Source organism: Solitalea agri (genome assembly GCF_023914155.1).
Taxonomy (GTDB): domain Bacteria; phylum Bacteroidota; class Bacteroidia; order Sphingobacteriales; family Sphingobacteriaceae; genus Solitalea; species Solitalea agri.
This window is the reverse complement of sequence record NZ_JAMWYS010000028.1, coordinates 334472-350136: the sequence shown is the minus strand read 5'-3', so window position 1 is coordinate 350136 and position 15665 is coordinate 334472. Positions and strand designations below refer to the sequence as shown.

20 protein-coding genes are annotated in these 15665 nt (G+C 37.0%); all 20 read left to right on the top strand.

The genetic code is table 11. The features are described 5' to 3' along the window. Positions 1 to 101 precede the first annotated feature (101 nt). The 20 genes from NF867_RS09240 to NF867_RS09145 all read left to right on the top strand — a co-directional run bounded on the left by NF867_RS09240 (position 102) and on the right by NF867_RS09145 (position 15636). Positions 102 to 515, top strand: coding sequence for a hypothetical protein (locus NF867_RS09240; RefSeq protein WP_252587536.1), 414 nt, complete (start codon positions 102 to 104; stop codon positions 513 to 515). A 304-nt stretch (positions 516 to 819) separates the two neighbouring features. After that, positions 820 to 1071: a VOC family protein gene (locus tag NF867_RS09235; RefSeq protein ID WP_252587535.1), complete on the top strand. Its 252-nt coding sequence runs from the start codon at positions 820 to 822 to the stop codon at positions 1069 to 1071. Positions 1072 to 1355: 284 nt separating this feature from the next. Then, on the top strand, positions 1356 to 1796 hold the full coding sequence (locus NF867_RS09230) for a VOC family protein (protein WP_252587534.1): 441 nt from the start codon (positions 1356 to 1358) through the stop codon (positions 1794 to 1796). Between the two features lie 165 nt (positions 1797 to 1961). Further along, positions 1962 to 2807 (top strand): helix-turn-helix domain-containing protein, encoded by an 846-nt coding sequence (locus NF867_RS09225; protein WP_252587533.1) that lies wholly within the window; start codon positions 1962 to 1964, stop codon positions 2805 to 2807. A gap of 68 nt (positions 2808 to 2875) precedes the next feature. Beyond that, a complete protein-coding gene (locus tag NF867_RS09220) occupies positions 2876 to 3613 on the top strand; it encodes an SDR family oxidoreductase (RefSeq protein ID WP_252587532.1) in 738 nt (245 codons plus the stop codon). Positions 3614 to 3951: 338 nt separating this feature from the next. Continuing rightward, a complete protein-coding gene (locus NF867_RS09215) occupies positions 3952 to 4272 on the top strand; it encodes an ArsR/SmtB family transcription factor (protein ID WP_252587531.1) in 321 nt (106 codons plus the stop codon). Continuing rightward, positions 4269 to 4772, top strand: coding sequence for an SRPBCC family protein (locus NF867_RS09210; protein WP_252587530.1), 504 nt, complete (start codon positions 4269 to 4271; stop codon positions 4770 to 4772). The genes NF867_RS09215 and NF867_RS09210 overlap by 4 nt, the downstream gene beginning before the upstream one ends. Before the next feature lie 375 nt (positions 4773 to 5147). Next, positions 5148 to 5555, top strand: a complete 408-nt coding sequence (locus tag NF867_RS09205) for a DUF2200 domain-containing protein (protein WP_341870040.1) — start codon at positions 5148 to 5150, stop codon at positions 5553 to 5555. Positions 5556 to 5635: 80 nt separating this feature from the next. Then, positions 5636 to 5974 (top strand): YciI family protein, encoded by a 339-nt coding sequence (locus NF867_RS09200; protein ID WP_252587529.1) that lies wholly within the window; start codon positions 5636 to 5638, stop codon positions 5972 to 5974. 203 nt (positions 5975 to 6177) lie between these two features. After that, the gene (locus NF867_RS09195) at positions 6178 to 6603 is read left to right on the top strand and encodes a DUF3995 domain-containing protein (protein ID WP_252587528.1); all 426 of its coding nucleotides are present in this window, start codon (positions 6178 to 6180) and stop codon (positions 6601 to 6603) included. 175 nt (positions 6604 to 6778) lie between these two features. After that, entirely contained in the window at positions 6779 to 7228 is a 450-nt protein-coding gene (locus tag NF867_RS09190) for a hypothetical protein (protein WP_252587527.1), read from the top strand. Continuing rightward, on the top strand, positions 7225 to 7686 hold the full coding sequence (locus NF867_RS09185) for an SRPBCC domain-containing protein (protein WP_252587526.1): 462 nt from the start codon (positions 7225 to 7227) through the stop codon (positions 7684 to 7686). The genes NF867_RS09190 and NF867_RS09185 overlap by 4 nt, the downstream gene beginning before the upstream one ends. Positions 7687 to 7710: 24 nt before the next feature. Further along, positions 7711 to 8355 carry a class I SAM-dependent DNA methyltransferase gene (locus tag NF867_RS09180; protein WP_252587525.1) on the top strand — a complete coding sequence of 215 codons (645 nt, stop codon included), beginning with the start codon at positions 7711 to 7713 and terminating at the stop codon, positions 8353 to 8355. A gap of 98 nt (positions 8356 to 8453) precedes the next feature. After that, the gene (locus tag NF867_RS09175) at positions 8454 to 9254 is read left to right on the top strand and encodes a S1/P1 nuclease (RefSeq protein ID WP_252587524.1); all 801 of its coding nucleotides are present in this window, start codon (positions 8454 to 8456) and stop codon (positions 9252 to 9254) included. Between the two features lie 317 nt (positions 9255 to 9571). After that, positions 9572 to 10978, top strand: a complete 1407-nt coding sequence (locus NF867_RS09170) for a tetratricopeptide repeat protein (protein ID WP_252587523.1) — start codon at positions 9572 to 9574, stop codon at positions 10976 to 10978. A 259-nt stretch (positions 10979 to 11237) separates the two neighbouring features. Beyond that, entirely contained in the window at positions 11238 to 12017 is a 780-nt protein-coding gene (locus NF867_RS09165) for a phosphosulfolactate synthase (RefSeq protein WP_252587522.1), read from the top strand. Positions 12018 to 12114: 97 nt separating this feature from the next. Further along, on the top strand, positions 12115 to 12861 hold the full coding sequence (locus tag NF867_RS09160) for a shikimate dehydrogenase family protein (RefSeq protein ID WP_252587521.1): 747 nt from the start codon (positions 12115 to 12117) through the stop codon (positions 12859 to 12861). Between the two features lie 140 nt (positions 12862 to 13001). Continuing rightward, the gene (gene gldD / locus NF867_RS09155; protein ID WP_252587520.1) at positions 13002 to 13607 is read left to right on the top strand and encodes a gliding motility lipoprotein GldD; all 606 of its coding nucleotides are present in this window, start codon (positions 13002 to 13004) and stop codon (positions 13605 to 13607) included. 99 nt (positions 13608 to 13706) lie between these two features. Further along, on the top strand, positions 13707 to 14342 hold the full coding sequence (locus tag NF867_RS09150; RefSeq protein WP_252587519.1) for an MBL fold metallo-hydrolase: 636 nt from the start codon (positions 13707 to 13709) through the stop codon (positions 14340 to 14342). A 55-nt stretch (positions 14343 to 14397) separates the two neighbouring features. Continuing rightward, positions 14398 to 15636 carry an FtsX-like permease family protein gene (locus NF867_RS09145; RefSeq protein WP_252587518.1) on the top strand — a complete coding sequence of 413 codons (1239 nt, stop codon included), beginning with the start codon at positions 14398 to 14400 and terminating at the stop codon, positions 15634 to 15636. Positions 15637 to 15665 lie beyond the last annotated feature (29 nt).

The following is a 15665-nucleotide window of genomic DNA, read 5'->3' as shown; positions in this document are numbered from 1 at the left end:
TATCTAATTTAGTTTGGCAACGTGGACGGTGAAGCAGTTTCTAAACACGCTTCTTCTTATACATAAACGTTAGCGGTAACCATAAGACACAACTCTATCATATGGAATCTAAGAAATCAGAAGTTCAACTTATTATTAAGCGACAAGGCAGACATCTGTTTCGCAGACTCCCTGCTTCGGTACTGATTAACAATAAACAACACAAATTCTTTCCCGACCAAATCGAGAGTTTTACAATTACTGACTCTGATGCTGTGATACTCTTTGGCAAAGACAAAATCTTAAATCTTGACTTTTCTGATAATGCTTCGAAAGTTTTATTAATTAAGGAGGGTATTTTTGATCACAATTACCTTTATTATGCTTTTTCGAGCATAATAGCCCCATTTTTATTACTTCATTGGTTAAATAAATCAAATTTAGACCTAATCTTTATTGTCTCTCTTTTTGTTGGTTTTCTGCTCTTAGGGCTAAAAAGGATAATTGAAAACTACTACTATATTGAAGAGCAATAAAATGGCTACCGCTAACAAGCACTTACCAAAAGCGCGGTGGACGTGTGATTTTGAACTGAAAACTTAATTAATAAATTTACATCACAGCGGGGAATGAGGCAGGTGTTTTCTTCGCACCTGCGTCAAGAGCCATCCGTTATTGGTAAGCGCTGAACGATGAACTTAATATCAACCTTTTAATTATCAAATTGCATTGAATCCGAAACTTAAATCAATTAGAACTTTTATTGGATCAAAAGACTTTAAAACATCCCAATCCTTTTATAAAGACTTGGGTTTCACGGAAAATATCATTTCCGAAAAAATGTCTTTGTTTGTTTTCAATCAGCTAAGCTTTTATCTTCAGGATTATTTCGTTGAAGAATGGCTTAATAATACCATGGTGCTCGCCGAAGTGGATAATGTGGAAGATTACTGGACTTTCTTAACAGAACTGAAACTTGACAACAAATATTCTGGAGTCAAATTAATACCTATTCAACAAAATGATTGGGGAAAAGAATGTCTGTTAATAGATCCATCTGGTGTACTTTGGCATTTCGCAGAATTCAATTAGTTTAAAATATTTTATTGAACGACAATAGCGCCAGCCGCAAATGACCGCGCCTTCGGAATTCTATGGTAATTTCAAATTTTTAAGCTCCTTTTTTAACCCAAGAACTTCCTCTTTTTATAACCGATAACGCTCTGAAAATTTAAGACGAATGGCATTCAACATTGATGGCATTTTTATCCTGCTGCTTACTTACGATCATTTTATGTTAAGCCAAATCATTTTTCAATGTACTGGCTTTTCACTAATTTCATGGACACTATTTAAATAACATAACAAAAAACAAAATGGCAAGCGTATCAATCTATTTAAATTTTGCAGGAAATGCTGAAGAAGCTTTCAACTCCTACAAGAGAATTTTTAAAACTGAATTCAGTGCCCCAATTATGCGTATGGGCGACGTGCCTGCACAACCAGGTATGCCTTCGCTTTCAGAAGAAGATAAGAAGAAAGTAATGCATGTTGCATTGCCAATTCTTGGCGGAATTCAAATAATGGCCACAGATGTGCTCGAAAGTATGGGACACAAACTAATTGAAGGCAATAACGTTACAATCAGTTTAAATCCAGACACAAAAGAAGAAGCCGATCGCTTATATAAAGAACTTTCGCAAGGCGGCGAGGATGGCGTTGCTCCTCATGATGAATTTTGGGGCTACTGGGGAACCTGTAAAGACAAATTTGGCATACGCTGGATGTTTAATATTACAAATCAACCATCCGCATAAACACAGCTGTCAACACTTTCACAATGGTGGCTTGATGGAAGTGCAATCGGCCATTTAAGAAAGCCGTTAATCAACAGTGATTGGCGGCATATTAAGACCACCACTTCGCTAAACCGTGAGCCATTAGCGGTAATTGTAAAGCAGCACCCTACAAACTTTGAACAGATGCAACAGAACGACAAGTTGAAGATTAAGGTTAACTCAAATGATAATCCTTATCCATCTACTGATATTCAGCAAAAACTGCTTCAACCTCGTAGGTTGACTTCTTATTTCATTGTATTAATTGACAACGGCTCTATCACTTACCAATTAGACTTACAAGACATTACCATTTCTGATGGAGAGTTGCTTTTTGCAATGCCTAATCAAATTTTTATCCCCCCTCCTAAAAAAGACAATCTAAACTATTTTAAGCTACTGTTTGATGAACATACATTGGCTTTGCTACCTCAACACTTTCCATTTTTGATTAACCCATTAAACTCACAAACAATAATTTTAGACAATGCTGCAAAGGAAAGAGTAAGGAAAGTTTTTGAAATTTTGAATCAACTGCTTCATATAGATAAACATCCCACTGACACAGAAATAATATTAGCCTACCTGAATTTACTATTATCAGAATTGAACAGTGCTTATTTTAAAAATGAAGCAGTTGATATTGTAAACACTAATTTATCAAAGTTTGTTGAGTTTAAATTAATGGTGGAAACACACCTTACAGAGCAACCATCTATAAATACAATTGCCGAAAAATTGGCTTTAACTACCAACAGCTTATATCGTTTGGTAAAAGAATATTCAGGCACATCGCCAAAGGATTTTTTCACAAACCGTTTGATGATAGAAGCCCAGCGGAAATTGCGTTATTCTACTCTTTCTGTGAAAGAATTGGCGTATGAATTAGGATTTAATGACCCGGACTATTTTTCAAGACTTTTCAAAAAATGCACGGGAAAAAGTGTAACAGCGTTTTTAGAAGATCCCAAGGATTTGTCGGGCAAATAAATTGATTTGTCCATCTTCCTTCTTGTTTAGCATCCCACTTTTGCCTCATTAACTTAAAATAGTAAGAAATGAAAACAGCATTAGTAACTGGAGCAAACAAGAGCATTGGCTTTGAAATAACAAAGCAACTTGCCCAAAAAGGAATTTATGTTTATCTCGGCAGTCGCAATTTAGAAAACGGTATAGAAGCTGTGAACAAATTAAAAACTGAAGGAATAAATAATGTAGAAGCCATTCAACTTGATGTAACCAATGATGAATCGGTAAAAGAAGCCCGAATAATGATAGGCGAGAAAACAAAATCATTGGATATTCTTATCAACAACGCAGGAATTTACGGTGGCTATCCGCAAGCGGCACTTGACGCAACAGTAGAACAGTTTAAAGCCACATACGATGCCAATGTTTATGGAGTGGTAAGAGTTACCCAGGCATTTATTGATTTGTTGAAAAAATCTTCTGAACCTCGTATCGTAAATGTAAGCTCAAGTCAAGGTTCAATTACTTTACACAGCGATCCGTCTTACAAGTATTACGACTATAAAGGTGCCGTTTATCTTTCTTCAAAAGCAGCCTTAAATATGTACACAGTTGTATTGGCTTACGAACTAAAGGACACCAACTTTAAAGTAAATGCCGTTTGCCCAGGATATACCAAGACAGATTTTAATGGACATCGTGGACCCGGAACTGTTGAAGATGCTGGAAAACGAATAGTAAAATATGCTTTAATTGATAAAGAGGGTCCGACAGGTAAATTCTTTAGTGAAGAAAACAATCCTGAAACAGGAGAGATACCTTGGTAGTAAAACCTCAATTAAAAAGAAAATAAACCCGTTAACAAGGTATTTGCGTAAGCAGGACTAAAGTGCAAAATCAGCTTTCGCTAATGCCCGAATCGACATGCGACATTAGAATAAGATGGCTAAACAATTAGAAACTTTTACAACAGCGGATATAGAAGCGCTGTACTACCTCACCATGTCTACAACCTAAACGTTGGGCGTTATTGTAGCAAACCCTATCACAACAACTAAAACTTCCCGACATTTTACCTCGATAAAAATAATTGCACATAAATTTGCGCAACTCAAAAGTTGCATATATATTTGCAACCTGCAGGTTGCGTAATTAAAATTGAAAAATGAAACAAGATATATTTCAAGCCATAGCTGACCCGACACGCAGGGCTATTTTAACTTTAATTGCTGTTCAAGCGTTAACGCCAAATGCAATGGCAGAAAAATTTGATATGAGCCGACAAGCTGTATCAAAACATATTAAAGTATTGCAGGAGTGCGAGTTGATCAAGCCAGAACCTTCCGGTAGGGAAATTTACTATCACTTTAACCCAACAAAATTGCAGGAATTTGACAATTGGCTAGCCAAGCTTAGGGAAATGTGGGAAACGCAATTCAATCAACTTGACAACGTATTATTAACAATAAAAAATCAGAAAAAATGAAAAACGATTTGCTATTTGATTTTACCGTTGACAAAGCAGCGAAAACGGTATTCATAACAAGAGAATTTGATGCTGACCTATCGCTTGTATGGGATGCATTTACCAAAGCAGAAATCCTTGATCAATGGGTGGCACCTAAACCCTACGTATCCAAAACAAAATTTATGGATTTTAAAGTTGGTGGGCGAAGATTTTATGCAATGGTAAGCCCGGAAGGACAAGAACATTGGGCAATTCAGAAATATACTTCCATTAGTCCAAAAACCAACTTCAAGCTGTTTAATGCTTTTGCAGACAAAGATGAAAACCCTCAATTGCCGGGTTCTGATTGGGATTATACGTTCAACGAACAAAGCGGAAGAGCAACAGTGAATATTATTATTTATAACGAATCTCTTGCCCGTATGGAGAAGATGATTGAAATGGGCTTCACCGAAGGATTTAAAATGTCAATGAACAATTTGGAAAATTTGTTGGCAACTTTATCGCAACAGGCCTGAGCACTTCGCCGGAGTTTATACTGAGCGCAATCGAAGTGCTTAGTATGAGAAAGAAAACCCTGACGTCAGTCAGGCAAGTGCTGCTAACATCGATAGTAATTTCTTAAGAATGGCTGAAGTTTTAAAATGAAAGTTCAAAAAAAGATACAAAGCAAAATGCTGCTTAAGATTTAACATCGGTTTTGCAAAAGCAGGGCTGACGAAATCAACGAGTCGAACAAAAAATCAGGACGCGTGCAGCATTGGCTTATGCTAACTATCAAATGCGGTGAAAAAGCCGCTAGAAACTTATTGGTAACAGGTTGGTAAGGTTCTATATTTGACATAATTTCACTTGCAAGATTCTTCCATTTTACAATATCAGTTTCTAATTTAGTGGGTCAACAGAAATTTAAGATCAAAGCCCAAACATCAAGCATGAGCACTACCAGCACACATGACGAGCGTATCGCAAAAATGATTTTCGCTTCGGTCTATCCATTGTATTTAGCAAAAGTGGAAAAGAAAGGTAGAACCAAGGAAGAATTGAATCAGGTTATTGAGTGGTTAACCGGTTTTGGTGACGCTAAGCTTCAGGAGTTAATCAATGATAGAGTAACATTTGAAAGTTTTTTCCAACAGGCAAAGCTAAACGTTAATGCACCACTTATCACCGGAGTAATTTGTGGGTATCGAATAGAAGAAATTAAGAATACACTGACAAAACAAGCGAGATACTTAGATAAACTGGTTGATGAATTGGCCAAGGGCCGGAAGATGGAAAAGATCTTGCGAAGCTCCTAATTATTCTATTCTATAACTTCTACTTCCAGAATAACTCATAAAAACTTTTTACTCAATTTCTGAAACTAAAAAAATGAACCATGAAAAACTTTATTGTTCTTTTTAGAGAACCTGATGGCCGTCAGAATACGCATTCGGAAGAAGAAATAAGTAAACATCGTGATAATTGGAAGGACTGGATGGAAACATATGGAACCAAGGGGAACCTAGCCGGTGGCAGCCCCCTAACCTTGAAAGGTGTAACAATTGACGTTAACAAAAAAGTGGTGAAAGATATTTATAAAGCAGGAACTGAAATAATTGGCGGTTTTCTCCTGTTAAAGGCAGAAAACATAGAGGACGCAATAGCCATCATCTCCTCTTGTCCCATTTTTGATTTTGAGGCGTCTGCCGAAATCAGGGAATATCAGCAACAATAAGCCCCTGGAATTTAAATTATGTAGGATCCTTTTTCAACTCCAAAATGGGTTTGTCAATCCAATCGAACACCTGTAGCTGATTGAAACTGATTTTTCATTGAATTGGTTACTTGTTTAAATCACAACCTTAAGATTTAGTGATAATTCTTATCTTACATAAGCAATTAAATCATTGAAAATAACTTATTTATTACGCTCTTGTTATGGTTACTATCATTTCTTTTTTCCTGTTTTTCATTTTCCTATTTCTGGCTGGCATGCATTTTTATTGGGGAGTTGGGGGCCGTTGGGCTGTTGATGCGGTTGTTCCAACCAAAGGCTCCAATGTAAAAGTATTTAACCCCAAACTTTTGGAATGTTTTATAGTTGGGTCGGTGTTATTGGCAATTGGATTATTTATTCTAACTGAAAACGGATTGATCAGGTTTAACCTTCCTAACGGATTTTCGAAATATGGACTTTGGTTCATTGCAACCATTTTCTTTTTGCGTGCAATTGGAGAATTCAGGTATGTAGGCTTCTTCAAAAGAATCAAACACACGAAATTCGGTCGGTATGATACAAGGTTTTACTCTCCGTTATGCCTTTTAATAGGAATTTTGACGGTTATTATAGCCTTAGAGGCCTAGACCTTTCGAAGGCATAAAACCGATTGTGGTTAAAATAATATTGCTTATTTTAGGAGTCTTTGATATGATCGACCAGCACTAATTCTATCTGCTTTGGGCACTATTGCGTTATCTTGTATCGGAAAAGAATTTCGGTTCCTCAAAACAATCATTGTCGTTAAAATTATTTTACCTAATGAATAAAGACTGGACAATTAATGACACCCTGAAAGTCATAGGAGTATTTCAAGTTGTAATAGGAATAACTATTTTAATCTATTTGATTTGGTTGAAAATGGCCCTTTATAACAATCTCTCTCAACTGGAGGGATTCAAAGTTTCAAGCCTTAAATTCTTTTTTATTTTGGTAAAGGATCTATATATACCTTTTCTATTAGATCTTTTAATCACATCCTCTGGAATTGCACTGTTGTTAAACAAAAGAATAGGTTGGCAAGCAGCAATGGTATCATCGTTGCTCAATGCAGCTTTATTGTCCATATACATATTCTTGTCCTGGGGGAAAAACACCGAAACTATTCAATATGGGGTAGTGTTTGCTCTTATCTATTACATTATGTTCTTTTCCTTATTAAGCAAACCTATTCAACTTAAATTCAGTATTCAAAAAAATCAAATACAATGAACCTTGATAATTCAGCCTGTGCCGAAGCCCAAATGATGATCAGAAAACCGGTTTCACAGGTTTTTCAGTCGATGATTGACCCTGCTATAACCACTAATTTTTGGTTTACCAAAAGCAGTGGAAAACTGGTAGCAAACCAGAAAGTAACCTGGACATGGGAGATGTATAATTTCTCAACCGAGGCGGAAATAATTGAAATTATTGAAAACGAAAAGATCGTTTTTAACTGGGGAAAAGAGCCAAGAACGGTCGAATTTACATTTAAAAGTCTGAGCGAGCACTCGACGTATGTTGTTGTGAAAGAGTATGGCTATACCGAAACCGGCGACAATTTACTTTCAGCAATTAAAGATTCAACAGGAGGATTTACTACAGTATTAGATGGCATGAAAGCATTTCTTGAACATGGCATTAACTTAAACCTTATAGCCGATAAATTCCCACAAGGAATTAACTAATTGTTAAAACCAACCATCCGTTTAATGGATCGCTACCAAATAACTTTCGAAACCTATAATAAGATCGCAGCGCTGTATGAGCAAAAGTTCATGAATTTAGATTTGTACAACGATACATATGATACCTTTTGCAAGTTGGTAAATAAACCCAACGCCGCGGTTCTTGAAATTGGTTGCGGGCCGGGAAATATTACTAAATACCTACTCAGCAAAATGCCCGATTTTAAATTAACAGGTATTGATGTAGCTCCCAATATGATTGAGTTGGCAAAAAAGAATAATCCTTCAGCTGATTTCAGGGTAATGGATTGTCGCGAAATAAATCAGCTAAAAGAGGAATACAACGCGATTATATGTGGCTTTTGCATGCCTTACTTATCCAAAGAGGATTGTGCCAAACTTATAAAAGATTGCTCAGCACTCTTGCGCTCTAATGACATTTTTTACTTCAGCATAGTGGAAGATGATTATAACAAATCAGGTTTTGAATCGAATAGCAAGGGTGACAAAATATTCTTTTATTACCATCAGCTAGATTATCTTCAAGCGTTTTTAAGCGAAAACCACTTCGTAACTGAAACAACATTTCGTAAAGATTATCCCAAAGGTGATGGAACCAACTCATGCCACCTGATTGTTATTGCCCGAAAAATCAATACAACAACTTAACCTGATTTACCCAATTATTTAACCTGCTTCATTCGTTGCAACAAAGCTTTTCATTTATTTTTGCGCCCGTATTTACTCAATGCATTAAACCCAGATTAATGAAGTCTTCAAAAGTTTTTCTAGTTGTTTTCAGCGCTTTCTTTCTAACCTCAAATCTATTTTCGATTACCTGTAATGCCTGGGGCAAAACCGGCCACCGCATTGTTGGAGAAATTGCCGATCGTCATCTTTCTAAAAAAGCAAAAAAGGCGATAAAGCAAATACTAGGGCCAGAATCAATGGCCATGGTGAGTGACTGGCCGGATTTTATAAAATCAGATAAAAAATACGACAGTACCCAAGTTTGGCATTATATCAATTTCGAGGACGGCTTAACATGTGACCAGATCAATCACCGTTGTGCTGACGATTCAGTTAACCTGGCTTTCGCACTTCGTAAAATGACCGCCATATTAAAAGATAAAAACAGTAGTGTAGCTTTAAAAAAAGATGCTTTAAGGTTTATTATTCATTTAGTTGGTGATGCTAACCAGCCAATGCACATTGGTCGTCCGGGCGACCGTGGTGGCAATGATGTAAAAATGACCTGGTTTAAAAAACCTACAAACTTGCACCGCGTTTGGGATGAGGATCTTCTGGAGTCTCAAGATCTGAGTTATACCGAATATGCTACCGCTATTAATCATCCAACAAACGCACAAAAAGAACTATGCCGCTCTACCGACCCGGCTGAATGGTTTTGCGATAACTACACGGTAACTAAAAAACTTTATCAATACGCTGAGAAAGAATCAGACCTTGGTTATAGATACAATTATGATTTCTTAAGCACCTTAAATGAGCAACTTTTAAAAGGAGGTTTACGTTTAGCTAATGTGCTGAATGAGATTTATCAATAATAAAAATATCCTTCTATAAAGAAACGGCACTGAGACAACACAGTGCCGTTTTTGTTCTATATTAGTGGAGGGTTAAATACTTGTTGATTCTTTTAACAAATCCAACCAAACCAAAAAAGCCTATCTTTGTTATTATTAGTGCTTTTGAACTCAATGGTTTAAAGCATTTTTAGTTAATATGTGGAAAAAAAGAACTGCTGCGGTTGGAAGATTAATTCTATCTTTTCAATAGTTAATTCAGCACGATAGTTGCGATACATAACATGAGAGCTGTTTTTAACACTCTTCGTTCTTTTTAACCTTTTGAGGAATAATCAATGTTTGACGACGATTTTGAATTCGACAACCCGGAAGAAGCACGATCTTCGGTTGAACGATATGAGGAGATGATTCGAAATAAAGATCAATATTTTTTTGATGCTGATGCATTTGAAAAGATCATTGACTACTACATCGAAAAGAATGACCCGGTTAAGGCACTTCAAGTGGTTGAATATGCACTTAGCCAACACCCTTACGCTTCTGGCTTTTTTGTGAAGCAGGCTCAGTTGTTCATTATGACCAACCAAACTGCCAAAGCATTTAAAATGCTCGAAAAGGCCGAATCGCTGGAAACCTCCAATCCCGACATCTATATTTTAAGAGGAAATCTTTTAGAAAATCAAGATCGTCATCAGGAGGCACTAGAAAATTACCAGAAAGCTTTATTGTTTGCCGAAGAGACCGATGAGATCTGCTTGCAGATTGCTTATGTTTATCAAAATCTGGGTGAATACAAAAACGCTATCGTTTATCTAAAACGATGCCTTGAAGCCAATATGGAACATCAGGATGCCTTGTATGAACTTGCATTTTGCTATGACGTGTTGGATAAACAAGAGGAAAGTATTCATTTTTATGAACAGTATATTGATGAAGAACCTTATTCGTATGCTGCCTGGTACAACCTTGGGAATGCCTATATCAAAATAGAGATGTATGAAAAAGCCATTGATGCTTATGATTACGCTATTTTGATCAAAGAGAATTTTGCAGCCGCTTATTTCAACAAAGGCAATGCCTTGGTAGGTCTTGAGCGTTACATGGAAGCGATTAACGTTTATCGTCAGACTTTTGAATATGAGCAACCCGATGCAGAGACCTATTGCTGTATGGGAGAGTGTTATGAAAAGCTGGAAATGATGGACGAAGCCCGTTCTTTCTATAAAAAAGCCGTAAAACTCGATGCGCGATTGGCTGAAGGCTGGTTTGGCATAGGTGTTACCCTCGATTTTGAAGAACGCTGGTTTGAATCGCTGCATTTTTACAAAAAAGCCCTTGAGTTGGATGAAAGTAATCCCGAGTATTGGTTTGCATTAGGCGATTCACATTCGAAATTGAGTAATGTGGAAGAAGCCGAAAAGGCTTATGAAAAAGTCATGGAGCTTGCTCCGGATGATGTGGAGATTTGGCTCGACTATTCATCGTTAATGTTTGAAGAAGGCAGAAATGAAGAAGCCATTGGTATTATCTCGGAAGGCATAAAAATAAATGCTCAAGCGGCCGAATTATATTACCGGATGGTGGCCTATTTATTCGCCAATGGACAATACCAGGAAGCTATCAGCTATTTGGAACAGGCATTGGTAGCCGATCCGGAAAAATGTGAACTTTTGTTTGACTATCTTCCTCAACTTCAAAACAACAAAGTAATTATTGATATCATTAACCGATACATTTCTTAGATTTCCGGTCAATTGAATAAAAGACAATATATAAATCCTCGAATATTCGGGGATTTGTTTATTTAACCATAATTATTTGCCCTTCATTTTTAAAGGGTTGAGATTGAGGGACTCTAAATGGATAATTAAAGCTCTTTTCTTACGTTAGCAAAATATCCTTTTCAGTAACACTAAAACATTTGTTATTTTAAACACTTAGGCTTTATTTTGTGGGGCCTAAAAAATGGGACTGAGCCCATATGGAAATAGTTAATTTGAAATGAATTATACCTTGAAATACGTTCCGGAAAGAGAAGCTAAACCTCGTGAAAAAGGCATTACTATGGTAATGGACAAAGGATTGAGTGTAAATGAAATTGAAAATTTTCTTTCTGTTTCTGGAAATCACACCGATCTGGTTAAACTGGGATGGGCCACTTCATTTGTAACGCCTAATCTCCAGGATAAACTTAGGGTATATCGCGAAGCAGGTATTCCGGTTTATTTTGGCGGTACATTATTCGAAGCCTTTATTATTCGCGGCCAGTTTGAAGATTATCAGCGTTTGCTCGACCGTTATGGCATGGAGTACGCCGAGGTTTCTGACGGTTCTATCACCATTCCGCACGACATTAAATGTGAGTTTATTCGTAAACTTAAAGGGCAGGTGACGGTAATCTCAGAAGTAGGCTCTAAAGACGATACCGTTATCATTCCACCCTATAAATGGATTGAACTTATGCAGGCCGAAATTGATGCCGGCTCATGGAAGGTAATTGCCGAAGCGCGCGAAAGTGGTAACGTAGGGCTTTTCCGTGGAAATGGAGAAGTGCGTTCGGGCTTAGTAGAAGAGATCCTTACAAAAATCCCTCAAGAGAGCATCATTTGGGAAGCCCCTCAAAAATCACAACAAGTATGGTTTGTAAAATTACTTGGAGCCAATGTTAACTTAGGAAACATAGCCCCTGCCGAAGTGATTCCTTTGGAAACTGTTCGCTTAGGCTTACGAGGTGATACCTTTAATCATTTCCTGAAAGATTTTGACATTCCGGTAATGTAATCAGCAACACCTCGATATTGAAGAATTTACTCTGAAGCGACCATTGGTAAAATGGTCGCTTCAATAGTTTAAATATCCAACGCAAATTTATCTATACATGAAAAAATTCGGACTTATTGGTTTTCCACTCTCTCACTCCTTCTCAAAAAAATATTTTACAGAAAAATTTCATGAACTGGGATTAACTGACCATCAGTATGATTTATATCCCATTGAAAAAACGGAGCAGTTAATGGATATTATCAACAATGATCCGGAAATTATTGGCATCAATGTAACCATTCCACATAAAATCGAGGTAATGCCTTTGCTAAACCGTCTGGACGAATCAGCTAAAGGAGTAGGAGCTGTAAATGTAATTAAGATTGACCGATCAGAGACCAATAAGCCAGTTTTAATAGGTTATAATTCCGATGTCTATGGTTTTAAACACTCTTTATTTCCTTTATTAAAACCCGAAAATAAAAAGGCTTTGATTTTAGGAACCGGTGGTGCATCAAAAGCTGTGGAATTTGCTCTAAAAGAACTGAATATTGAGTACCATTTTGTGTCGAGGACTGGTTCGGATCAAAAACTGGCCTATAGCGACTTGACAAAAGAGATGATGGAGGAATACACGGTAATCATCAATTGTTCTCCGGTGGGAACTTATCCTAACATTGATACTTGCCCAGATTTGCCATATGAATACCTTACGCCTAATCACCTTCTTTACGATTTGGTTTATAATCCGGAAACAACACTTTTCCTTAAAAAAGGCATCGAAAAAAGAGCAACCATTAAAAACGGCTTAGAAATGCTGCATCTGCAAGCTGAAAAAGCCTGGAGTATTTGGAACGAGTAAATAGATTTTGGAAGTAAGATTTTAAAATGACGATTTAGGGAAACTTACATTGGGCTAAAGTCGTACTTCTACCTTCGTACATTAATTGTACCTTGCACCCGTTTATTTAATCAATAACAACTTATAAACACTATAAAGTTTTGAGGTTTAAAAACATATTTTTCAATTGGTGGGCACTCCTAATTGCAGCTCCAATTTTATTGTTACCTGCTTGCAAAGAAAGTACTTCTACACCAAAACCACGCGGATATCATCGTATCGATTTCCCAAAGAAAGCCTATAAGCACTTCGATGAAGGTTGTAAGTACTCATTTGATATACCAGTGTATGCTAAAGTAGCTACCGATAATGCTGCAGATGCTCAGTCTTGCTGGATCAATATTGAATATCCGCAGTTCAATGGCAAGCTCCACTTAAGCTACCACGACATTAATAACGATAAGAAAAAATTCAACGCACTGGCAGAAGACAGTCGTAGTTTGGTATTTAAACACACCATTAAAGCTACGTCCATTGATGAAAGTGTTATAAAGAATGAAGCGAATAAAGTGTACGGAACTTATTATAGTATTGATGGAAATGCGGCTTCTTCCTTGCAGTTTTATTTGACTGATAGTTCTAAACACTTTTTAAGGGCTGCACTCTATTTTAGAAGTGAGCCTCGACTGGATTCCATTCAGCCTGTACTCGATTTTATCAAGAAGGACGTTGATGTGATGATCAAAACCTTTAAGTGGAAGCAATAAATTTAATTTGAGAATAAGTTAATTTGAGAATTTGAAGATGAAACAGATCATCCGTTAATTCTTAAATTTTCAAATTCCTAAATTTTTAAATTCTCTAACATGATTCAGGTACACTATTTAACCTTTAATCCTTACCAGGAAAATACTTATATACTTTTTGATGAAACTAATGAATGTTTGATCATTGATCCCGGATGCTATAATGCCCAGGAACAAAACGCTTTGGTCGATTTCATTAAGTCGAATGAACTGAAACCGGTTAAGCTGATCAACACCCATTGCCATATCGACCATGTGCTGGGCAATAAATTTGTTTTCGACAGCTATGGCTTAAAGCCACATTTTCATAAAAGTGAACAATTCATATTGGATGCCATACCTGGCTATGCACCATCAATGGGTATGCATTATGAATTATCGCCTGCAGTAGAGAATTACCTTGAAGACAATGAAGTAATAACTTTCGGCAATTCATCCCTCGAAAGTATTTTTACTCCGGGACATTCTCCTGGAAGCCTTTCTTTTTACAGTAAGGACGATCAGTTTGTAATTGGAGGTGACGTTTTGTTTTATCAAAGCGTAGGCCGAACCGATTTACCGGGCGGCAGCTTTGAAGTTTTGAAAAAAAGCATTGAACAACGATTATTCCCTTTGGGCGACGAGGTAAAGGTTTACCCTGGTCATGGACCGGCCACCAGCATTGGTTTTGAAAGGTTGCATAATCCTTTTTTATAATCAAATACAGATATTCGTTTACTTAAATCGTAAATCAAAACTCTAACGTTGATAGATGAACCTGGCCTTATACTTTGCTAAGCGATACCTCTTTTCAAAAAAATCAACTAACGCTATCAATATTATTTCAGGCATATCCATGTTCGGGGTATTAATTGGCTCGGCGGCGTTAATTGTTATTTTGTCGGTATTCAATGGCTTCGAGGCATTGGTTCTTTCACTTTATAACCGATTTACACCAGATATAAAAATCGAGCTTGTAAAGGGAAAGACCTTCGCCCCTAATACATCGGCCTTTAGTCAGCTTAAATCCAAAACAGGAACTTTATTTTATGTAGAGGCGCTTGAAGAAAAAGCCCTGCTGCGTTTTGGAAAGAATCAATACATAGCCACCGTAAAAGGGGTTAGTGATGATTTTCTGAAAACACATGCGCTCGATTCAATGATCATACGTGGGAATGCCACATTGGGAACTAACGAAGAACCAAGGGCTATTATTGGAAGCGGGGTAGAGTATTACTTATCGATGAATATTGAGTCTGATGATCCCCTGACGATTTTCTCTCCCAGAAAAAACATGGGCTCTTCTATTGACCCTACAAACGACCTAAACAGAAGTGAGATTTACGTTTCGGGTGTTTTTCAGGTTCAACAAGACTTTGATCTGAAATACGTTTTAGTCCCCCTTTCATTTGCGCGTAAGCAATTAGATGAGGGCAACAATGTTTCATCAGTAGAAATCTATTTAAAGAAAGAAGCCAACCTTAAGCAATATAAGCGCAATGCTAAAGAACTGTTGGGTGACAATTTTAAAGTAAGGGACCGATTTGAGCAAAATGAATTACTATATAAAATTTTGAACTCAGAGAAATGGGCAGTTTACCTGATACTCACTTTTGTGTTGATTATTGCTATCTGTAACATTATTGGCTCATTAACTATGTTGGTAATCGACAAGAAAAAAGACATTGCCATATTGCTTAGTATGGGAGCCAATAAGCGAATTATACGCTATATTTTCCTGTTTGAAGGTCTGCTGATCTCAATGGTTGGAACCTTAGCCGGATTGACACTTGGTGCCATCTTCTGCTTCGTCCAATTGAAATTCGGTTTAATTAAACTAGGCCAATCGGGTACTTTTGTGATGGACAAATACCCTGTTGAAATGCAATGGCCTGATTTTCTGCTGGTATTTATCACCGTATTCGTCATCTCGTTTATAGCCTCCTGGAGTGCATCACGGTTAAGTGTACGAAACTTAACTAATGTACGTGAAGAACTTACAGAGCAATAAATTTATTTTGAGAACAATCGTTATTTTTG